The sequence below is a fragment of the Moheibacter sediminis genome (genome assembly GCF_900176425.1).
Taxonomy (GTDB): domain Bacteria; phylum Bacteroidota; class Bacteroidia; order Flavobacteriales; family Weeksellaceae; genus Moheibacter; species Moheibacter sediminis.
In genome coordinates this window covers 313119-334663 of the sequence record NZ_FWXS01000001.1, presented here as the reverse complement: position 1 = coordinate 334663, position 21545 = coordinate 313119, and the positions used below count along the sequence as shown (strand labels likewise).

General features: G+C 35.7%; 18 protein-coding genes. 5 read left to right on the top strand and 13 right to left on the bottom strand.

The window, feature by feature from the left end:
• Positions 1-4 precede the first annotated feature (4 nt).
• The 11 genes from B8977_RS01455 to B8977_RS01405 all read right to left on the bottom strand — a co-directional run bounded on the left by B8977_RS01455 (position 5) and on the right by B8977_RS01405 (position 14515).
• Positions 5-1951, bottom strand: a complete 1947-nt coding sequence (locus tag B8977_RS01455; RefSeq protein ID WP_084015548.1) for a heavy metal translocating P-type ATPase — start codon at positions 1949-1951, stop codon at positions 5-7.
• Positions 1952-2054: 103 nt separating this feature from the next.
• Positions 2055-3482 (bottom strand): hypothetical protein, encoded by a 1428-nt coding sequence (locus B8977_RS01450; RefSeq protein WP_084015546.1) that lies wholly within the window; start codon positions 3480-3482, stop codon positions 2055-2057.
• Between the two features lie 3 nt (positions 3483-3485).
• Positions 3486-4670, bottom strand: a complete 1185-nt coding sequence (locus tag B8977_RS01445; protein ID WP_084015544.1) for a hypothetical protein — start codon at positions 4668-4670, stop codon at positions 3486-3488.
• 56 nt (positions 4671-4726) lie between these two features.
• Complete coding sequence (locus tag B8977_RS01440) at positions 4727-5140, bottom strand: Fur family transcriptional regulator (RefSeq protein WP_084015542.1); 414 nt, start codon at positions 5138-5140, stop codon at positions 4727-4729.
• A 22-nt stretch (positions 5141-5162) separates the two neighbouring features.
• Complete coding sequence (locus B8977_RS01435; RefSeq protein WP_084015540.1) at positions 5163-6131, bottom strand: SPFH domain-containing protein; 969 nt, start codon at positions 6129-6131, stop codon at positions 5163-5165.
• 32 nt (positions 6132-6163) lie between these two features.
• Positions 6164-6490 (bottom strand): iron-sulfur cluster assembly protein, encoded by a 327-nt coding sequence (locus tag B8977_RS01430; RefSeq protein WP_084015538.1) that lies wholly within the window; start codon positions 6488-6490, stop codon positions 6164-6166.
• A gap of 58 nt (positions 6491-6548) precedes the next feature.
• Entirely contained in the window at positions 6549-6797 is a 249-nt protein-coding gene (locus tag B8977_RS01425; protein ID WP_084015536.1) for a hypothetical protein, read from the bottom strand.
• 140 nt (positions 6798-6937) lie between these two features.
• Positions 6938-8686 (bottom strand): 1-deoxy-D-xylulose-5-phosphate synthase, encoded by a 1749-nt coding sequence (locus tag B8977_RS01420; RefSeq protein ID WP_084015534.1) that lies wholly within the window; start codon positions 8684-8686, stop codon positions 6938-6940.
• A 100-nt stretch (positions 8687-8786) separates the two neighbouring features.
• Positions 8787-11129 (bottom strand): T9SS type A sorting domain-containing protein, encoded by a 2343-nt coding sequence (locus B8977_RS01415; RefSeq protein ID WP_084015532.1) that lies wholly within the window; start codon positions 11127-11129, stop codon positions 8787-8789.
• 36 nt (positions 11130-11165) lie between these two features.
• The gene (locus B8977_RS01410) at positions 11166-12944 is read right to left on the bottom strand and encodes a T9SS type A sorting domain-containing protein (protein WP_084015530.1); all 1779 of its coding nucleotides are present in this window, start codon (positions 12942-12944) and stop codon (positions 11166-11168) included.
• A gap of 188 nt (positions 12945-13132) precedes the next feature.
• The gene (locus tag B8977_RS01405; RefSeq protein WP_159447436.1) at positions 13133-14515 is read right to left on the bottom strand and encodes a helix-turn-helix transcriptional regulator; all 1383 of its coding nucleotides are present in this window, start codon (positions 14513-14515) and stop codon (positions 13133-13135) included.
• Positions 14516-14784: 269 nt separating this feature from the next.
• Here B8977_RS01405 and B8977_RS01400 point away from each other — a divergent pair, with 269 nt between their 5' ends.
• Both B8977_RS01400 and B8977_RS01395 read left to right on the top strand, forming a co-directional pair.
• Positions 14785-15381, top strand: coding sequence for a DUF3109 family protein (locus B8977_RS01400; RefSeq protein WP_084015526.1), 597 nt, complete (start codon positions 14785-14787; stop codon positions 15379-15381).
• Complete coding sequence (locus B8977_RS01395) at positions 15378-17051, top strand: DUF6909 family protein (protein ID WP_084015524.1); 1674 nt, start codon at positions 15378-15380, stop codon at positions 17049-17051. Before B8977_RS01400 ends, B8977_RS01395 begins: the two co-directional genes overlap by 4 nt.
• A 13-nt stretch (positions 17052-17064) precedes the next feature.
• Here B8977_RS01395 and B8977_RS01390 read toward each other — a convergent pair whose 3' ends face one another.
• Positions 17065-17868 (bottom strand): anti-sigma factor, encoded by an 804-nt coding sequence (locus B8977_RS01390; RefSeq protein WP_143736270.1) that lies wholly within the window; start codon positions 17866-17868, stop codon positions 17065-17067.
• Positions 17869-17875: 7 nt separating this feature from the next.
• On the bottom strand, positions 17876-18448 hold the full coding sequence (locus tag B8977_RS01385) for an RNA polymerase sigma factor (RefSeq protein ID WP_245828385.1): 573 nt from the start codon (positions 18446-18448) through the stop codon (positions 17876-17878).
• 274 nt (positions 18449-18722) lie between these two features.
• Here B8977_RS01385 and B8977_RS01380 point away from each other — a divergent pair, with 274 nt between their 5' ends.
• From B8977_RS01380 to B8977_RS01365, 3 genes are all read left to right on the top strand, one after another.
• Entirely contained in the window at positions 18723-19436 is a 714-nt protein-coding gene (locus B8977_RS01380) for a ferritin-like domain-containing protein (RefSeq protein WP_084015520.1), read from the top strand.
• 26 nt (positions 19437-19462) lie between these two features.
• Positions 19463-20257 carry a ferritin-like domain-containing protein gene (locus tag B8977_RS01375; RefSeq protein ID WP_084015518.1) on the top strand — a complete coding sequence of 265 codons (795 nt, stop codon included), beginning with the start codon at positions 19463-19465 and terminating at the stop codon, positions 20255-20257.
• Positions 20258-20662: 405 nt separating this feature from the next.
• Positions 20663-21454, top strand: coding sequence for a S1/P1 nuclease (locus B8977_RS01365; protein WP_084015514.1), 792 nt, complete (start codon positions 20663-20665; stop codon positions 21452-21454).
• The last annotated feature ends 91 nt before the right edge of the window (positions 21455-21545 follow it).

Genomic DNA, 21545 nt, shown 5'->3' with positions numbered 1-21545 from the left:
ATGGTTAATTAAATTTCAAATTCTGAATCCTAACTGCATTTAGAATCGCCAGAAGCGCAACACCTACATCAGCAAAAACGGCTTCCCACATCGTCGCCAATCCACCTGCTCCGAGAATCAAAACGATGATTTTCACACCAAATGCCAATGCGATATTTTGAATGACAATTTGTTTGGTTTTGCGGCCGATTTTGATAGCGGTTGAAATTTTTGACGGCTGATCAGTTTGAATGACTACATCGGCGGTTTCAATAGCGGCATCGCTTCCCATTCCGCCCATCGCAATTCCGACATCACTCAATGCCAGAACGGGGGCGTCGTTGATTCCATCGCCTACAAATGCGATTACATTTTTAGGATTTTGTTTTAATTCCTGGAATTTTTCAACTTTATTTTCCGGAAGTAAATTCCCGAATGCTTTGTTTATTTTTAATTCCTGCGCAACTTTCTGCACAATGCTATCTTTATCTCCGCTCAACATAACCGTTTGTAAAACACCATTTTGTTTCATTTCGGAAACGGCTTGTTTAGCGTCGGTTTTTATTTCATCTGCGATGGTTACATAACCTGCAAATTTCCAGTCAATTGCTACTAAAACAATACTTTCGACAATTTTATCAATTTCAGCATCGTAAGGAATATTGAATTTTTGAAGTAATTTTCCATTTCCAACTAGAATTTCTCTACCATTTACAATTCCTTTCAACCCATGACCTGAAATTTCTTCAACATTTTCAGCTTTGAATTCTGATGGATGAAATTCCACAATCGCTTTAGCAATCGGATGTGTAGAATTGGATTCAATCGCAGAAAGATAATTTAGAAATTCATTTTGTTCTAATTCGGAATTAATTTCTTGCACTTTGAAAACACCTTCGGTTAAAGTTCCCGTTTTATCCATCACAACGGTATTTACCTTCGCCATTAAATCCAGATAATTTGAACCTTTGAACAAAATTCCGTTTCGCGAAGCCGCACCAATTCCCCCGAAATAGCCCAAGGGAATCGAAATCACCAAGGCACAGGGACATGAAATCACTAAGAAAACCAGAGCGCGGTAAAACCATTGTTCAAACAAATAATTTTCTACAAACAAATAAGGAACAAACGTCAATGCAACTGCTAAGAAGAAAACAATAGGCGTATAAATTTTGGCAAATTTCCGGATGAATAATTCTGTTTTGGCTTTTCTTGAACTAGCTTCCTGAACCATTTGTAAGATTTTCGCGAGAGAACTGTCTTCAAATTTTTTAGTGGTTTTTATTTCAATGACTTTTTCCAGATTGAGCATTCCCGCCAAAACATTTTCATCTTTTTTGATGGAATTCGGCTTGCTTTCTCCTGTCAAAGCGGCAGTGTTGAAACTCGAAAATTCGGACAACATAATCCCATCTAATGGAACTTTTTCTCCCACCTTGATTTGGATGGTTTCTCCGATTTCGACTTCTTCGGGTTTAGCATTTTCCCATTGGTTATTTCTGAAAACATTTGCCGAATCGGGGCGTACATCTAGCAAGGCTTTGATGTTATTTTTGGCACGATTGACTGCGGCACTTTGGAACAATTCGCCAACGGCATAAAAGAGCATCACGGCAACGCCTTCGGGGAATTCTCCCAAAATAAATGCACCAATTGTCGCCACGGACATCAAGGTAAATTCGGTAAATAATTCTCCCTTTTTCATTGTTTCAAAAGCTTCTTTGAAAACGGGAAATCCAACCGGAATGTATGCAATTAAATACCAAACGAGGCGAACGGTTTGGTTTTGGAAAAATTGAGGTTGGTCGAAATAATCAAATGAAATTCCCGCCATCAGCATGGTAAAACTGATGATTGCAGGAATGTATGTTTTAAACGTAGAAGAATCACCATGGTCGTGGTCATCATGATTCACTTCATTGTTTGAAGGTTTATGTTTTGTATCTTCGGTTGAACAACAATTTGCTGACATAGTTTTGTTTAATTTTAGATTTAAGAATGATTATTTCAAAATGAATCATTCATTCTATAAAACAAAGTTCGTCAAGTTTATGTGCAATCGGGTTGCAAATTGATTATTTAATATTTGCACCTTTTACACTTACCAAAGACATTCCGTTTTGATCAATTGTTCTTGTTAAGATAAATGTATTGCTATCCGGAAGATAGTGTGTGAGTTGGTTTATGTATTTCATTTGGCTGGTTTTATTTGGGTCAGTTCCGCCATCTATGTAAAAAACAGGAGTGTGACTACCATCAATTTGAAGATGTATGATTCCTGAATATCCACTGGTTTTTATATAAAATTTCCCTTTGTTTAAATTAACGCCAAAAGAGTGGTATAAATCGGCTTCGTTGTTGTTTGAGATTTCTAATTTCACTTTCTGTTTTATTTCTCCTTCTAATGATAATTTAATCATGTAAGAAGGCGTAAAATGATAATAAGCGGTGGGAATGGTCATGGTAGAACCGTAAGATTTTTGTTCTTTTGTTCCCGCTTTTAACTTTCCTTCTGAGAAAATTACAATCTCGTTATTTTCTATAAAAAGGTTACGTATAGACACATCTACGATATCTTTGTGCGAATAAAGTCCTACCGCTTTGTTGTTGGCAATTACGTTTCCTGATTCTAAATCATATAGCAGGATATTTTCGTAAGGATCTTTAATAATTCCTTTTACTTCTTTATTAAAAGCAATTAAATATTCTTTCTGACCGATATTGAAAATGGTAGGTTTGTGTACTTCCATATAAGTGCTGAACGCTTTCTTTTCAAAACCTAAAGCTGAACCCAAAAGTAGATAATCCTGTAATTTTGTTGCTTTGTCAGCTGCTACAATTACGATATTTCCTGTATTTGAAACTCCATAAGATTTAGCATGAAATCCATCTTGAAATATATATTCTTTATTCCAAACCGTGGAAATATTTTGTAAATCAATCACAGTGATGATATTTACCTGCGGATCTTTTCGTCCGGAATGTTTTTCATGACGAATGGCTGCAAAACGTTTATTTTGTGATAATTCAAAATAAGTCGTTCCAGATTTCATGGCTGATTCTATTGGAATATTCGCGATAACCATGCTGGTAAATTTACCGGTAGATTTATCAAAAACGGTCTGAGAAATTTCTTTTTTCTTTGTCTTTCCTACATAAGCTTCTGAAAAGAAAACTACTTTATCCTTTCCCGCATCTGCTGAACCGATGTAATTATAATATGCTCCTTTATCAAATGTGGGTAATTCGGTTGTATAGGTTTCAATTAATTGATTTTTCTGGTCGAATTTCCTCACGAGGAGTTTATGTTCTGCCACCATTCCGTAAACGTCTATGTAAGAAGTAAGGAAAGTATTGTAATTATCGACCATTGCAAATTTGACGTCTTTCTCATTTTCAGGATCAAATTCAAATTTTGCTCCCCATTCGTACGTTTCCTGTGCTGTCGCAATGTTTCCTAAAATGCAAATAAATGCAAATAATGAGTATAGTTTAGTTTTCATATTTTATTTTTTGTAGATAGTTCTTTCCAGTTGATTTAACTCTTGTTCTTCGGAATAACTTAATTTTAAATTGATTAAATTCTCTTGCATTTCATTTAAGAATTTTTCAGCTTCTTTTTTGTTGTCTAATGCTACATTTAGTTTTATCAAATTGAAATACAACATCTTGGCAATTTTACCATTGTATTTTGCTTTGGAATCTTTATAATCAACTTTTTTAAGTGTTTCAATCCAGATATCGGTTCCTTTTTTCATGTTTTGAAATGCCATTTCATTGACCTCAGAATCATTACCGGCTTGAAGTTTTTTCAGATTTGTAGCAACATAAATATCTGCACGCTCCAAATCATCATATTCATTCTTTTTGTTTTTGATGGTTTCCAGGGTAATGTTTTTAGTTTCTCCTTGGTAAGCAAACATATCGTTCAACTTTTTATTCAGAAAAACCATTACCTTTTCTAAATATATTTTTTCCTGATAAGGTTTGTTGATATTGTTGGTTGGAGAAGTAGAAATAAATTCAAATTCCTGAAAATAACTTTCGTTCAGTTTTTCTTCACCATTGGCTTTCACAATCATTGTAATTGGCATTCTTGCATAAGATTGACCAGCATTGTCCTGAAATTGAACCTGCTGCATTTCAACAGAAATATCGACATTGTTTTTTCCTCTTTGAAATCCTTTAATAGAAATCTGTGAAGCCAATACATCATTGTTCACAATTATGTATTCACTTAAATTAGGTTCTGTGTAAACTGGTTTTAAAGGCTTTATATATTCGGGTTTTGCAGGAATAGCTAGTACTGGTTTCTTTCCTTGATCGATCATAGCCAAACGCTCAATCATGCTCAATTTTTCGAAAGCTTGTGACTCAGTTTTAAATTTTTCGTTTGCTCTTTTAACCTCATCATCATGTTTTGCCAATAAATCGTGATAATCTTTTTCGCTTTGTTTTACCTTGTTATCATAATCTGCCAATTCTTTCTCAAAATTTGCTTTGTGCTGAGCTACAACTTCATCGGCAGTAAGATTATACGGAGAATTTACCTTTACAGAAAATGATCTTTGGTTTTCCGCCAAAACAACTTCCGGTGCTTTGATAAATTCAAAGCTGATGGTTTCTGTACTTGTACCTTGTGCAAATAAATTGGCGAACGCCAATAGAAATAAAATGTAAATGTGTCTCATGTTTAGTTTTGAAAATTGCGGTAAAGATATTCTTTTATTTTTGCCGCAATGTTAAATCAAACAGAACATTTATCACATAATCCTTTGATTACCAAACTATTTTCTTGGGCTTTGAAGTTTTTAGGCAATGAAATTTTGGGCAAATGAAATTCTTTCATGCAAAAAGTTACACTGCATTTGTTGCAATGAAAATGGGCATGGGATTGCTCAGGCATGCACTCACAATCTTCGTCGCAAAGTGCATATTTCACCGAACCGGTTCCGTCTTCGATGCTGTGAACGAGTTTGTGTTTTTGGAAAGTTTTGAGCGTACGGTAAATCGTTGTTTTATCGGCTTGATCAAAATGCGTTTCAAGTTCATTCAAGCTCAAAGCCGAATCGGATTTTTCTAATTCATCCAAAACCAAAATCCGCATCGCAGTGGGATGAATATCTCTTGATTTTAATTTTTTTTCTAATTCAGGTTTCATAAAACCTTTTGAAATTAATACATCAGCTTTCCTGATTTCCTTTATTGGCTCTTGGAGGATTCACTTTTTTCATTTCTTCTCCAATTTGATTCGCAGCCGAAAAAGAAGCAACCATGGTATTGAGCATTTCGCTCGCAGCCGTTGGGGAATTAGGCAAAAGAATCAATTTGGAATTGGTGTGTTCACCTATAGATTGTAAAGTATCATAATGCTGTGTAACGACAATCAATGCCGATGCCTCCTGAGAACTGATTCCCACGCCGTTCAACACATCCACAGACTCCAATAAACCTTTGGCGATTTCACGTCTTTGATCCGCGATTCCTCGTCCTTGTAAACGTTTGCTTTCCGCTTCTGCTTTAGCTTTTTCAACGATAAGGATTCTTTGTGCATCCCCCTCATATTGCGCAGCAACTTTTTCACGTTCCGAAGCGTTGATACGGTTCATCGCATGTTTTACTTGGTCATCGGGGTCAATATCTGTCACCAAAGTTTTTATGATGTCGTATCCATAATCGTTCATCGCTTCCTGTAATTCACCTTTTACTGCAATCGCAATGTCATCTTTTTTCTCAAAAACATCATCTAAGCGCAATTTTGGAACTTCAGCACGCACCACATCAAAAACATAGGAAGTGATCTGCGCATAAGGATTGTCCAGTTTATAAAATGCATCATACACTTTCTCTTTGATTACCACATATTGAACAGAAACTTTCAATTTCACAAAAACATCATCTTGTGTTTTGGTTTCTACGACAACATCTAATTGCTGGATTTTGAGTGAAAGTTTCCCTGCAATTCTGTCAACAACCGGAATTTTCAATTGGAAACCAGCTGTACGTACTCCTTGAAATTTACCAAAACGTTCTACTATTACGGCTGTTTGTTGTTTTACAATGAAGAATAATCCCAACATACTCAAAATGAAAATTCCAAATACGATGTAAATGACAGTTGAGAAAGTCGATAAAAGTTCAAATGGATTCATAGTTTTAAATTTTTGGTAAAATACAATTTTTTTTAGAGCATTCCTAATTCAAATTTCGCTTCTTCGCTCATCATGTCCCTGTCCCAAGGTGGATCAAAGGTAATTTCAACTTCTGCTTTTTCGATTCCCTCGATTTGCTCCACTTTTTCGCGGACTTCATTTGGCAAACTTTCCGCCACGGGGCAGTTCGGAGAAGTAAGTGTCATAATAATTTTTGCTTCACCGTCATTATTGACCAAAGCATCGTAAATCAACCCCAATTCATAGATATCTACCGGGATTTCAGGATCGTATATGGATTTGAATTTTTCGACTAATTTTTCGCCGATTGCATCCAATTGTTGTTCTGTAAGTGACATTTTAAATTTGTTTTGTACAAAGTTACGCGAAAATAGTTTGAAGTTCAAGGTTTGATGTTTACGGTTCAAACCCGGTATCAACAATTACCCATTTTTGCAACAAGGAATCTTTGTTAAAATGAAGATAAACATATCCATTTGGATCAATGTTATAATCAAATTTTTCCTCTATCAAAAATTTCGCAAATCCATTGATTGTATCAATTGATTCCGGCTCACCAATCAATTCAACCACTTCTTTATAGGTTGAGCTTTTATTATGCCGATATTCCGTTTTCAAACGATTTTTAACCAAATCCCAAACCATTTTTTACCTAAAACCCCCTATTGAAACTCCACTCTCGTAAGGTTTCCATTTTTCGGATTCGAATTCCATTCTATCATTTTTACAAGAAAAAATGAATATTGAAATCATAATAACAATTACCGGAAAACTCTTCATTTTGTTTAAATTAATTTTATCAAAAACTTCAAAATCGCCTCTTCATCCAAACCGATTTCTTTTTCCAATTCTTCGATGGAAGCATGACCGATGAATTCATCCGGGTAACCTCTTCTGATAATTTTTCCTTTGAAATCTTTTTCCTGCGCATATTCTAAAATTGAATCTCCAAATCCTCCGTTCAAGATTCCGTCTTCAAAAGTGATGATGGTTTCATATTGATTAAGAATTTCACCCAATAAATTAAAATCCAAAGGTTTGCAGAAAATGAATTTATAATGACCGAATTTTTCTTTGGAATTAATTTCATTCAAAATATTTTGAATTCTTTGACCAATCGTTCCGAAAGTGAGAATTGCAATTTCAGTTCCTTTTTGAATTTCTATTGCTTTACCGATTTCAATTTTTTCAAATTCATTCGATAAAACTTCAGCATTGGAATTTCCTTTTGGAAAACGGATTGAGAAAGGTTGTTCTGTGAATTGAGCAGTGTAAAGTAAATTCTGAAAATCCATTTCATCCATCGGCGCAGCAACAATCATATTTGGAATGCTCCTCAAAAATGAAATATCGAAAAAACCGTGATGCGTAGCGCCGTCCGTGCCGACAATTCCTGCACGGTCGATGCAAAAAACAACCGGCAGATTCTGCAAAGAAACATCATGAATAACTTGGTCATAAGCACGTTGCAAAAATGTCGAATAAATCGCTAAATATGTAACAATCCCTTGCGAAGCCAATCCTGCAGCGAAAGTCACAGCGTGTTGTTCGGCAATTCCAACATCTATTACTCGGTCAGGAAATTCGATTTTTGTTTGGATTAAATTGCTTCCGGAAAGCATTGCGGGCGTTATAGCAACGATATTTTCGTTTTGGCGCATAAATTCTGAAATCGTTTCTCCAAAAATATGTTGATACGATATTTTTGAATTAATTACAGAAGAAATTTCTCCGGTTGCTTTGTTGAATCTTCCCGGCGCATGCCATTTTACCTGATCAGCTTCTGCCTGCGCATAACCCTTTCCTTTGATGGTTTTGATATGAAGTAACTTTGGACCGGAAATTTCATTTAATTCATCAAAAGCATTAAACAATTCATCAAAATTATGACCATCAATAACGCCTTTGTAGTGCATTCCAAAATCTTCAAAAACAGAATGATTTAATCCATTTTCCAACTGAAAAAAATGCTCTTTCAATGCGCCAACCGAAGGATCAATCCCAATAGAATTGTCATTCAAAATAATCAAAACATCCAAATCCGTACTTCCCAAATGATTCAACCCTTCCAATGCCATGCCCGAAACGATAGAAGCATCGCCGATAACCGCAATGTGTTTGTTGGTTTTATGCTGGATTTGGTTCGCAAAAGCCATTCCCGTAATCGCGGAAATCGAAGTCGAAGAATGTCCCGTTCCGAACGTATCAAATTCATTTTCTTCACGCGCCGGAAATCCTGAAATTCCGTCTTTTTGACGCAACGAATCGAAATTATTTTTCCTTCCTGTGAGGATTTTATGCGGATAACATTGGTGTCCAACATCCCAAATCAATAAGTCTTGGGGTGTATTGTAAAAATGGTGCAAAGCAATTGTCAGTTCCACCACGCCCAGGCTAGCACCAAGATGCCCTGCCTTTACCGACAACGTATCGAGAATGAATTCCCTGATTTCGTGAGCGAGTTGAGGAAGTTGGTTTTGATTTAATTTTCTTAAACCTTCAGGAGAATTGATATTGTCGAGAATTTTTTCCATTTTGAATTGGTAAAATTACATAAAACTCATTGAAACTTGCATAAAATAACAATGCCGGGACTTTCGTCGCCGGCATTGCGTTAACATAAACTTGAGGTATTTATTTCTTTAGAATTTTAAAAGTTTCTACTTTTCCTCCGTCAAGCATTACTTTGAAGACATAAACTCCTGCCGAAAGGTTTTGCGTGTCGATTTTTCCACTCAAAACTTTAATCTTAGAAGCGATTGATTGCCCTGCCAGATTGAAAATTTCAACATTTTGAATTTTTAAATTCGTTTGAATTGTCAAATAATCTTTCACAGGATTTGGATAATAAGTGAAATCAAATTTATCCAAATCAGATGTACTTAATTCCGTACATTCTCCTACTATTTTGAAAACTCCGTCCCAATCTCCTTCGCTGTCAAAATCAGACCAATCTATTCCGTTTGCACTCCACTTTCCTGTGTTTTCAGAGTTTAAAATTGAAGTGCTTTCCCAGAATGTCGTTGGTCCATAGATGCTGATTGCCAACCAATAAGTTTTGCCATTTTCTCCTCCTGACAATGACAACTGGCTTGGTAAATTAACTGTAGTTTCTTCAACAAAATAACCTCCCTTAGCGCCAATCAAAACTTTATGAGGTTCCAGGTCAATATATTCCGCCACGACATCTCCAGGTAAACCATTGTTGTCTTCATGGAAAAACAATGAAACACCTAACGTACTATTCTCAGTCATTGCATTAAAAACAATTTCATCAAAAACAAGATTTGAGTTAGCATTTACCTGAAAATCATGTGCAATAAAATCATTCAAGTAACCATGTCCGTTTTCGAAATCATTACTTGGCGTAAATGGAGCACAACCATCATAGGGATCTGGTGTTTCAGAGCAATTCCCAACAAACTCAAATACGCCATCTACATTATTTTCAACAGCTTGCCATGTAGTTCCGTCAGTGCTTGTAAATCCTGAATATTCTGTATTGATGACAGAAGTTGTTTCCCAAGCGTAAACAGCATTTTCATCAGTTGAATTCACAAATGCTGACACCCAATAGGTAGCACCTTCTTCGCCTCCGTCGAAAGATAAAGCCTGAGGAAATTCTACTGTCATTTTTTCTACCGAATGACTATTCCAAGTTCCTATCACTTCTCTTAAAACCGGAGTAATGGATTCGAATTGAGTGATTTGGCCCCCTGGTTTTCCGTTGTCATCTGTATAAAAGGTCAATGTTATTTCTTCTGTTGGAGTACTTGAAATTAAATTTAAAATCAACTGACTTGCTTTATAAGTTGTTCCAGAAGAAACAAAAAAGTCATTTGCTACATATTTAGATTCCACATCTGCTCCATTTTGAAAATTGTTGCTTGGTGTTGATGGGCTGCAATAAGAACCTTCCTGAACCGTAACATCATCCAATCCAAATCCGAGTCCGTTTTGTTTAGTTCCATGAAAGGCAATGTAATATTCGGAGCTTGGTTCAGGTAAATAAACTTTTGCTTCTTTCCAGTCAGGTGTATTGAACATTGTGTAAACTGCTCCCGGAATAGCTTTCCAAACTCCATTTTCAGAGGTTTTGTAATAAATTTCCATTTTTTCGTTTCCGTACATTCCAGATGCATTTACATGCCAAAATGAAAGTTCCGGATAAGTTAAAGACGTCAAATCCATTTTTGGAGAGACCAATTTGGTAATTGAACCTTGAGGTTCTAAGCCACCAAATGCTGCATTTAACTGACCATTGTGAGCTGTAAAAACCCACTCTCCCATTCCTTCATCTCCTGTTCCAGTTCTGAAATTCCAGTCAGAAACATTGTTGACATATTCATTTTTCCAGCAATAACGGCTTGCACTATCATCTTCAAATGTTTCTGTAAATGGAAACGATGTAATGGTATTTTCACAGCCTGCATACAATGAATTATCAAAAATCTGAACTTTGTCAAAATAAGCTCCCAATCCTATTTGTTTAGGTGTTTTATAATTAAATGCAATTTTCACATTGCTTTGCCCTTCATAAGCCGACAAATCAATATTTATTGCATAAATTCTTCCTTCCCAATCATTAGGAATATCGGCCATTCCCCAATTCCATACTTCCGTCCAGTCGGTTCCGTTTGTTGTAATTTTCACATTGAACTCAGAAGGATTTTCCGGCGCTACATAAAAAAGTAAAGTATTGAATGTAAGGTAAGGTGCATCTGCTGTTGATAAATCAATAGAAGGACTGATCAGCCATTCGTCCTGATCTTCCCAGAAAGAGCCATGAACATATACGATATTTTCGTTAAATCCGCCACCATTCATCACTTGTAAATCCCAGTTCAAATCACCGGAATTCTGCAAAGTCCATCCGGACTGAGGGAAGTTTCCCTGATCAAAATCTTCGTAAAAGATCTGACCAAAGCTCATTGCGCTCATTGCGAGCGTGGCAAGGTAAAGTAATTTTTTTCTCATTGTTAATTAATGTTATTAATGTAAGTGTTTTTATGTTTATTTCACGATAAATTTTACGCTTTTCGTTTGCTTTTCATTTTCATATTTCAAAATGTAAACTCCTGTAGATAAATTGAATGGAATTTGAATTGAAGTTTCTTTTTGGTTTGAGTTAATTTCCAAAATCAATGCGCCTGTCATTGAATAAATTTGAATTTTAGATTCTCTGACATTTAATCCTGTCAAATAAATATTTGACCCTTTTGAGACCGGATTTGGATATAGTTTGATATTGGAAAAATCTGTTTCATACATACTCATTTCTTCCTGAAATTCATATGCACCCATGTCGATTGCGCTTCCGGAAAGTCTTGAATTTCCAGCCAGATCAATTGTTTCATTATTTAATCCAATAAAAAATGAATTGTTTCCTGCATTTTTTGCCGGCGAGTTTTCGAGCAATGAAAAGTCTCCGTTTTCGGCATCTGTAAATTTCGGATCTGTATTGAAAAGAACAAGTTCATTACAGTTCATCCCAGTTGGACAATTGGTATCCTGAACCAAAGAATTCTGGATATTTACAGTTCCAGCAACATCCTGATAAACCGAATTTGAATTACCCCAAATGATTGAATTATTGATTTCTACCGGAATATTCCCTGAATCTCTTCTAATAAAAAGTGATGCCCCATTTGCAGATTCATTTCCGTAAAAAGTTGAATTTATAACTTTGAAACTCCCGCCTGATTGGTCATCATATAAGATTGCGCCTCCTCTTTGCTCCGCTTTATTTCCTACAAATAAACAATTATTGAACGCCAAATTTCCATTCAATCCGTCTCCAACCCAAGCAATTCCTCCTCCTGCAGTTAAGGATTCATTTTCGATAAAACTTACGTAATTCAGTTCAATCGGAGATTGAACATAACTGTACAAACCACCTCCCTGACTATCTTTGTCAAGAGCTGTCTGGTTTTTATAAAATACAACATGGTTTAATGTGGTAGAAGAATTTTCCACATTGTACATTCCACCGCCTGCTAAATCACCATAATTTTCTGCAATGTAAACATTGTTAAAAGTCGTGGATGAAAGCCAGTTGTAAACTCCTCCTCCCCAGAATCCCCAACCTTTGGTGATGGACATATTTTCGAAAACAGAATTCGATTTATAATTGTGAATCTGTCCGCCCCAATAACCATAATTACTATCCACTTTTAAATTTTTATAAGTGGGTGATGAATTGTTATTGGTAATTCCCGCTCCGTCATAGTTTTTCACTTCAAATCCATTGATGGTAACAACATCAAAATCATCTCCTCTTCCCGCTGTAATAGTAAATCCATCAAGCAAGGCATTCTCAACGTCACCTGCAGAAACGACAACGTGATAAGCATTGTCCAATGTAGAATGCTGCGTTCCGATTTCTCCTGTCAGAATTGTAACATTATTTTCAAAATTCCGCTGTTCCAGGCTGCTCTCCTGACCGGAAAACCCACCATAAATCTGAACATTTTTGACCATTACAAATGAATTGGAACGATTTCCATTGGTTGTGAATTGCCCATCCGCATGGTTGTACATCGGCTTGTAAGTTCCTCGCGCAACCCAAATCTGAAGTGGATTTTCGGAAGTCCAAATCGTTCCGTTTTGGTTTTGTCTTGCCCATTTCAGTGCATCAGATAAATTGGTAATTGCATTTTGCCAACTATCGCCACTTTGATTTCCTGAGGACGACTGACCATTCACATACAAAACATTATTTGCATCGGGAGTCTGCGCCATCAAATTGGAAACGAAGATTAATAAAATTGGAATCAGTAAAAATTTTCTCATGTGTTTTCAGAATTGTTTTTGAATTCGAAAAACGAACTTAGCTGAATACAATATGAAATGCCAGAAACAAACATCCTCTTAGGTTCCCTCTATATTCCCTCTTACTTTAACATACTGGATTAAAGTGTTTTGTAAAATCGATTTTTGAATGAATTTTGGATAAATAATTAATCCTGAAATTCAATTTTTCAGAAATTTTCCACCCATTTATTCAAATCAGTGTCTGAAGTGAGGTTGATTTTTTTACGGATTTTGTGTCGGCGGTTTTGAACAGTTTTGTGTTGGATAAATTTATATTGTGCGATTTCCTTGTTGGAAAGATTGAGTTTGATCATCGCCAATAATTCGATTTCTGCATTGGATAAATCAGAATTAATTTTTAGAAGCTTCTGAGAAAATTCAGGGAATTCTTCTTCAAAAGCAAGGAGAAATGAAGGGTCATTTTCTTTCAATAAGCCTATCAATTTGTTGTAAGCTTCCTGAGTCAGAGAAACTGAAAATTTGGATTCTTTTTTTCTTGAAGTGAAGAAATAAATCAATCCTCCCAGTATTAAAATACCACCTGTGATCCAAATCCATTGGTTGTTTTTTGTATCTTCCTGTACTTTAGAATTTTTTCCGGTTTCACGGATGATGGTTCGCAATGATTTGTTTTGGTTTTCGGAAACAGTTAAACGCAGGTCTTTTAATTTTTGTTCGTATTGTTCCTTTAATTCAGATTGATTCAGGTTTCCATAAACTTCAATCAGATTATTATACAATTTTTCTATGTTGATAAAATGTTTGTTTTCCTGTATAGATTCGGCTTTTTTGTAATAGGCAAGCGCTTCTTCATATTTCTTTCTTTTGAGAAAAACATCACCTAAAACGATATAGTTCAGAAACATGAGGTTGTGATTGGCTTCATGTTCTGTGCTGAACGAAATGGATTTTTGGGCATAATATTCTGCCGAATCCAGATTTACCATCAGATAAGCACCCCCGAGATTGGCATAATCCATGAATTTCGTGCCATTTTTCCAGTCGGATTCAGTTAATTTATCGTGTTCTTTCACTGAATTTAACAAAGATTGAATTCCGCTGAAATACTCTTTTTTGAGGTTGTAAATATTGGCAAAAGCGGTGTGGAAATTCGCTTTTTCAAGAATGATGAGCGAATCTTTAGCATCTGCACGACTGAGAACTTTCATTCCCAATTCCAATTCTTCCAAAGATTTTTCGAATAATTCATTGAATGAATAAGCCTGAGAAAGGTATTTGTGGGATTTGGCTTCGTACAAAAGATTTTTGTAAGTAATTGCCTTTTTCTGAAGTTCCAGAGCGGAATTGATCATTTGTTCAAAATCAACACGCAGGAAATAATAATATTCGCATCTGTTGGCGAGCAGATTGAGTTCAGAATTTTTTTGTCCCGATTTTTCGGCTTCATTGAGCAATTTACCGATGTCATAAAGCGCTTGTTCGGGTCTTTCCTGAAAGAGTTTTCTGTTGTCTGCTATTTTGTCTTCGAGACTCTTTAAATGTGCATCTTGTTGTGGGTAAGCGACTACCACAAAGCAAAAGAATAACATATAAAGGTACTTTCTGAACATTTAATTTTCTGCAGTATATTTTAATTTGTAAAATTAAACAAAACGCATTGATATTTTTGAGAAATAAAAAACCGGACATCAAAACGTCCGGTCGAAAAATCAAGTGTTATAAAAATTTTAATGGTTTTTAACTGTACTCCAACATTAACTCAATATAAAATTTTGATTACGTACCAATTGAAAACTCAGAACTTTGCAAAAAAACCAAATAATCGACTTATATTTGCGCGTCAATAATAAACAAGTCTATGTTTCAAATTGGCGACACTTTAATTTCTGAAGAAATCCTTTCCGAAGAATTCGTCTGCAACTTAAATAAATGTAAAGGAATCTGCTGCGTAGAAGGAGATTCCGGCGCTCCGCTGAACGAAGATGAACTTCCTATTTTAGATGACATTTACGAAAACGTAAAACCTTACCTCCGTCCGGAAGGTATTGCTGCTATCGAAAAAATCGGAAAATATGATATGGATTCGGATGGCGAATGGGTAACACCTTTAGTCGATGGCAACGAATGTGCCTATGTTATTTTTGATGAGCGAGGCATTACCAAATGCGGCATCGAAAAGGCTTATGAAGAAGGTGCTGTGGATTACAAAAAACCGATTTCCTGCCATTTGTATCCGGTTAGAATCAAAGAATATAAAAAATTTACAGCAGTCAATTATCACGTTTGGGACATTTGTTCCGATGCCTGTGCTTTGGGAAAAGAATTGAAAGTAAATGTCGCTCACTTTTTGAAAGATGCGCTGACCCGGAAATTTGGAAAAGAATGGTATGACGAATTATTATTGATTGACAAAGAATACCAACAAAAAAAACAAAAAAAGAGATTTAGACTATGATTACAAATATCACAAGAGCCAGACAATCAACCGCTTCCATAGAGCGATTATATATAACGATGCGCCACATGTTCCACCGTGGAACTTACCGACCTACAGGACAATCCGGGCAGATCATCCAGGATTTATTGCTGCAATTGAATCCTGAAATTTATGGTTCAATGGCAGATTCTGAAAAGGTTGAACTGGACGGATTGATTTATGTTTTGGACAGATTACCGGAAGGAATTACTGAAACACCTTATGTAAATTTTACTGCTAACGAAGGAATTGACACCACTAAATTCATCCCAATCATTCCTCCAAAAAGAAGAAGATTGTGCTACCGTGTCGATGACGACCAAATGAATATTGAAGTAACGCGTGGTCGTTCAGAGATTTACGACACTTTAACACATTTGACTTTCTTGTACAATGAAGCGGAGAAAATCCGTGCCCGTGCCTTCAACAAACAAACTCAAAAAATCAACAGAGTTTGGCAGAAAATTGAGGAAATCGTTCTGGAAGAGAAAAAATTAAATACAAAAGAAAGAGACGTAGCATTGATGCATCTTTCAACGATTTTAGGAAGAACTTTCCACGAAACCCAGATTGCTTATAAATATTTCAGCGAAGAAAACAATAAAGAAAAATTCTTCAAAATTATTTATTGGATGGGGCAAACTTCGCAGCAGGACCATAATGGCTTCAAAAGAAGAGAAATCACTTTCACTTCAACCCTTCGTGAAAGAATCGGACACCACATCATCGGCGAAAGATGGGCAAATGACATCAAAAAAGTACTGGCCGACAACGGGCTTTTGCACCGTCCGCTGCACATCATCAGTGCCAATATGCACAGTGTTTCCAACATGTTTTATGCGTTTGAAGCGCTGAAAAAGGATGTGACTTTGGTGAGTGAATTTGATACTTACAAAGATTTGAGCTCAAGCAAAAACAAAGCTTTGAGAGATGCTGTTCACGAGTTTTCTCATAAAAACGGAATGATATTTATTCCGGATTCATCAGGAACTAATATTGACGTTCAAATTATTGATTTGAAAAAAGTTAATTTAAAAAATACAACATTTTCAAAAGTAGAAGCTTATCCGGAAGATGTTTTGATTGTGATGGATTATGCTTTTGGTGAACAAGCTTTTGAAGTAATGGACGAATTGCTCAAACCTTACAAAACGAAATCCACCAGCACGATGATGAATGTAAAATCCATTTCTATAATGGGGAAAGCCGGAATTCTGGAAGGAAAAAAAGGTGACATCATGATTCCGAATTCTCATATCATCGAAGGTCTTGCAGACAATTATGTATTTGAAAATGAGTTAAAACCAGCTGATTTCAAAGGAAGCAGATTAGGCGTTTTCGAAGGTCCGATGATTACAGTTTTAGGAACTTCTCTTCAAAATAAAGATTTGTTGGAATATTTCAAAAATTCCTCATGGAAAGCAAGCGGACTCGAAATGGAAGGCGGGCATTACCAGAAGGCAATTCAAATAGCATCCAAAATTAGAAATCACATCGCACCCGATGTGAAAGTAATGTATGCTTATTACGCTTCGGATAACCCGTTGGAGACAGGAGGTACATTGGCTTCCGGTGGATTAGGATTGACCGGCGTTAAGCCTACTTATTTAATTACCAAGATGATTTTGAATAAAATTTTAGGATTATAATTATTGAATAAATTTAGATTTCTCCTATCACAAACATCTGATCCATTGTTGGCGTTGAGCTTCCACCTTCATTTTCTAAAGTGATGGCAAATGCTTGAGCGTTTTCAATGGATTTCATTTTCTGCAGTTTCTCAGGATTATTTTGGTCGTAAACTCCCGCATCCACAGGTTTTCCGTCAACAATTGCCCAAAGTTGGTATTGTTTGCCGGCAGGTGCTTGAGGAAGATTTTTCAAGCTTAAGTAAACATTTTTGGAATTGTCCCAATAAACGCTTGCAAGCATTCCAGGTTTAGACTCTACTCCTTTTAAATCAATAAGTTGAGAATTGACAATGATTTCGTTTTGTTGCTGAACTTTATTCAATTTATCTTCCAGTTCAGAATTATTTTTTGCCAAAGCAATGATTTTATCAACCTTAGAATTATTCTCATAAATGCTCCATCCTAAACCAATCATCAAAACCACTGAAGCCGCAGCCATCGACCAACCATAATTACTTTTAGGCCTTGAAATAGATATTTCTTTTTTAGGTTTAATTTCTCTTTCGACAGTTGAAATAGATTCAGTTGTGGAAGTTTCATTTAAAGGTTTTTCAAAATTCAATTTTGCAAAAATCTGCGATTTCAACTTCACCGGCGGTTCTACTTTTTGTACCAACGACAATTCCTCCAAAACCTTTTGGGCTTCAAAAACAGCCGCAGCCACTTCTGCATTATTTTTCATCACACACTCCAGTATTGATGCTTCCTCTTTAGGTAAATTACCCAAAGCGTATTGCTCAATGACTCCAGATGATATGTACGATTGAATGTCCACTATCTACTTAACTTTTAAATTCTTTCAACAAATTTCTAAGCTCTATAAGAGCCGCTCTGGTTCTGGTTTTCACCGTTCCCAAAGGAATTCCTAGTTCTTCAGAAATTTCTTCCTGAGTAAAACCGCTAAAATATGCTTTGTATATTAATACCTTATATTCTTCTTTTAATGAATTAATTATATTTTCAATTTCGTGGAAACTATGCTTTTGCTCAGAAGACAAAGTTTCACTATCACTTACGAAATCCGGAAGTGTCTGGTTTTTTAAATTATTTTGAAATGCTTTTGATTTCAGCTTATCAATAGCTGAATTTCTGGCGATATTGAGCATCCAGGTGTATAAAGTGCCTTTTGTGCTGTCAAATTGGTTGATTGAGTTCCAGATTTTCACAAACACATCCTGCATCACTTCGTTGGCGTCTTCATTGTAGATTACAATTTTCAGAATCACACCATACAAAGCACCGGAATAGTTGTCATAAAGATAATTAAATCCCATCTCATCCCTATTTAATAGGAGTGAAATAACTTCATCTTCTGAAAGTTTTGGATTACCCAAAGAATTTAGTTTAGAATCCAAATATAAATTAATTTAATTCTAAATCTAAATATATTTTTTAATCGTATATGATTATGAAGGAGTTAAAATTAATTATAGATTCCAAACCTAAAGATTTTAACTTTTACATAATGCTCACTTTTTAATGTTTTCCTGTGTGCCACTCAAGATTTTGAGTGGCATTTTTCATTTCAAAAGTAAATTCACTTCAAAAAAATATGAAAAAAATCATGTTTTATAAATCCAAAGATTAAATCCACTCGTAAATGATTATTGAACAAATAAATAAATTTTTATGGGAAAACTTATTAAAGTCGATAGTCAGGGAGCAACTCTGGATACGAACAGAAGAAATTTTTTGAAACTTGGAGGACTTGGGATTATGGTTGCCGGTCTTACTTTGGCCGGATGTAACGATGACGATGACCGAGGCATGGGTGGAGGAAACGATATTTTTGATTTGGGAGAAGGTGATGTAGGTGTACTCAATTATGCCTATGCTTTGGAGCAATTAGAAGCTGATTTCTATACCAAAGTTGTGAATTCATTCTATTCAGGAATTTCAGAAGCAGAAAGAGAAATTTTAACCGATTTATATCACCATGAAGTGATTCACCGTGATTTCTTCAAAGCTGCCATCAGCGGTGTGACGAATAATGTTCTGCCAACTTTGGAATTCCAATATACAGGCGTTGATTTCAGTAACCGAAATTCAGTTTTGGCTACTGCAAAAGCATTAGAAGATACAGGTGTTGCGGCTTATAATGCAGCAGGAAAATACATCACTAATCTAGATTATTTGGTGATAGCCGGAAAAATTGTTTCTGTCGAAGCAAGACATGCGGCTGCAATTCGGGATTTAATCAATCCGGGATCTGCAGATTTTTCAGGAAATGATGTGGTGGATTCAAACGGTTTGGATGTTGCCAAAGAGCCAGGCGAAATTGTTGCCATTGCTGCCAATTTCATCAAAACGCCATTTACTTGGAATGAGCAAAACATCAATTAATTCATTTAACATCAAAATCTTACATTATGAACATTTTAAAAATATTAGATCAATTATCTGATGATAAATTTTTCACACAAGGCATATTAACTTCCAATAAAAAACAATCCTATAATTTCGGAACCCAGAAACAAACTTCCACTATTTCAAGAGGAAGTTTTGCATCGGGCTCAGCCATGGCTTCAAAATCTTCGATGCTGGAACCTAATGACGCTTTGACAGATGCTTTGCAACTGGCTTTGATATTGGAATATCTGGAAGACGAGTATTATGCGATGGGACTTGGCGCTTCTTCTTTGATCCCGAGCGACGACCGCGTTGTATTTCAACAAATTTCACAACATGAAGCGGCTCACGTTAATTTTTTAAGAAATACGCTTACTTCATTAGGTCAAACGCCCGGCGCGAAACCTACTTTTGATTTTACTGTGGGCGGGAATTTTGATCCTTTTGGAGATTACAATCAATTTTTAATTCTGGCACAAGCATTTGAAGATACCGGCGTAAGAGCCTACAAAGGGCAAGCCGGAAATGTTACATCAAACAGTACAGTTTTACAAGCTGCTTTGCAGATTCACTCAGTTGAAGCAAGACACGCATCGCAGGTAAGACGTATGAGAGCCAATAAGGGGTGGATAGAATTAGGTAACGGAGGAAACATGCCTCCAGCTACTGATCCTGTTTACGATGGAGAAGGAAATACAATGCAAGCCGGATTTGACACCGGAAGTGCCTTTGGAGATGCTGCAGGATCTGCGGCTTATGACGAAATCTTAACCGGAAGTCAGGCCACTGCAATTGCTTCGCTTTTTATAGTATAATTTTTTGGTTAACTTAATTAACACAATCATTGCGAAGGCATTTAGAAATTCTAAATGCCTTTTTTCTTTAATTAGTTCACCAAATAAATTTTAGGAAGCAATAAATTTAGTGCCTGTGCTTTGGTGGTTTTGGTGGTTTGTTGGGTTTTACTTTTTTAACTTGACCAGGCGCATGCGGTCGAGCGGATTTTGAACCAGATATTTTTTTAGCTTGCCCTGGCGGAATTCTGTGATGTCCATGAGCATGAGGTCTTGGAACACATGAAAATAAAATCACTGTACAGACAAATACAAATCCTAATCTTTTAAACAGTTTCATAATTCTAATTTTGTGGACTTATAAAATAACCGTGCCATAATATCAAAGAATTCAATTAATGCTTTTAAAGCGATAACTTTGTATCCATGAAAAATCTTACTCGTTTTTTAGTTTTAACTATATTTTTATTTGCAACCATTCAGGCATATGCTTGGGGAACAACGGGACACCGAGTGGTAGCAGAAATCGCAGAGAATCATTTATCAAATAAGGCAAAAAAACAACTCAAAAAAATCATCGGCGAACAACCTTTGGCGTATTGGGCAAATTGGGGAGATTTTGTGAAATCAAATCCCGATTGGAAAATGGCAGATTCATGGCATTACATTAATTTCCCATCAGGTTTATCTCAACTTGATTTTGAAGAAAATCTAAATAATTCCTCCGATGAAAATCTATACAAAAGAAGTTTAATCATCATTGATGAATTAAAAAATAATAAAAACCTTTCACTACAAAAGAAACAGGAAAATCTTTATTTTCTGATTCATTTGATTGGCGATGCGCACCAACCTTTACACATCGGACGTGAAGAAGATTTGGGAGGAAATAAAATTCAGGTCGAATGGTTTCGCGATCAAACCAATTTACATTCGCTTTGGGACACCAAACTGGTTGATTTCCAAAATTACAGCTATACCGAATATGCAGAAGTTTTGGATTTTCATGATAAAAAATTCAATCAAAATTTAACTCATGGAAATTTAAATAACTGGTTATTTGATTCTTACCAAAAAGCAGAAATCATTTATAATAATGCTAAATCCGGCGATAAGCTGTCGTATAAATACAATTATGACAACGTTTCAATGTTGGAGGAACAGTTGTTGAAAGGAGGATTGAGATTAGCCAAAGTATTGAACCACGTTTTTGATTGACATGTTAAGAGTCATCAATACTACAAACAAAGTAAATAAAAAGTAAAACGGTCTTTATTCTCATTATTTTTCTTTTTTGGTAAATTTGGAA

Coding starts and splice junctions, on each gene's coding strand:
- B8977_RS01455 (WP_084015548.1), bottom strand. CDS start 1,951: ATGTCAGCAAATTGTTGTTCAACCGAAGATACAAAACATAAACCTTCA.
- B8977_RS01450 (WP_084015546.1), bottom strand. CDS start 3,482: ATGAAAACTAAACTATACTCATTATTTGCATTTATTTGCATTTTAGGA.
- B8977_RS01445 (WP_084015544.1), bottom strand. CDS start 4,670: ATGAGACACATTTACATTTTATTTCTATTGGCGTTCGCCAATTTATTT.
- B8977_RS01440 (WP_084015542.1), bottom strand. CDS start 5,140: ATGAAACCTGAATTAGAAAAAAAATTAAAATCAAGAGATATTCATCCC.
- B8977_RS01435 (WP_084015540.1), bottom strand. CDS start 6,131: ATGAATCCATTTGAACTTTTATCGACTTTCTCAACTGTCATTTACATC.
- B8977_RS01430 (WP_084015538.1), bottom strand. CDS start 6,490: ATGTCACTTACAGAACAACAATTGGATGCAATCGGCGAAAAATTAGTC.
- B8977_RS01425 (WP_084015536.1), bottom strand. CDS start 6,797: ATGGTTTGGGATTTGGTTAAAAATCGTTTGAAAACGGAATATCGGCAT.
- B8977_RS01420 (WP_084015534.1), bottom strand. CDS start 8,686: ATGGAAAAAATTCTCGACAATATCAATTCTCCTGAAGGTTTAAGAAAA.
- B8977_RS01415 (WP_084015532.1), bottom strand. CDS start 11,129: ATGAGAAAAAAATTACTTTACCTTGCCACGCTCGCAATGAGCGCAATG.
- B8977_RS01410 (WP_084015530.1), bottom strand. CDS start 12,944: ATGAGAAAATTTTTACTGATTCCAATTTTATTAATCTTCGTTTCCAAT.
- B8977_RS01405 (WP_159447436.1), bottom strand. CDS start 14,515: ATGTTATTCTTTTGCTTTGTGGTAGTCGCTTACCCACAACAAGATGCA.
- B8977_RS01400 (WP_084015526.1), top strand. CDS start 14,785: ATGTTTCAAATTGGCGACACTTTAATTTCTGAAGAAATCCTTTCCGAA.
- B8977_RS01395 (WP_084015524.1), top strand. CDS start 15,378: ATGATTACAAATATCACAAGAGCCAGACAATCAACCGCTTCCATAGAG.
- B8977_RS01380 (WP_084015520.1), top strand. CDS start 18,723: ATGGGAAAACTTATTAAAGTCGATAGTCAGGGAGCAACTCTGGATACG.
- B8977_RS01375 (WP_084015518.1), top strand. CDS start 19,463: ATGAACATTTTAAAAATATTAGATCAATTATCTGATGATAAATTTTTC.
- B8977_RS01365 (WP_084015514.1), top strand. CDS start 20,663: ATGAAAAATCTTACTCGTTTTTTAGTTTTAACTATATTTTTATTTGCA.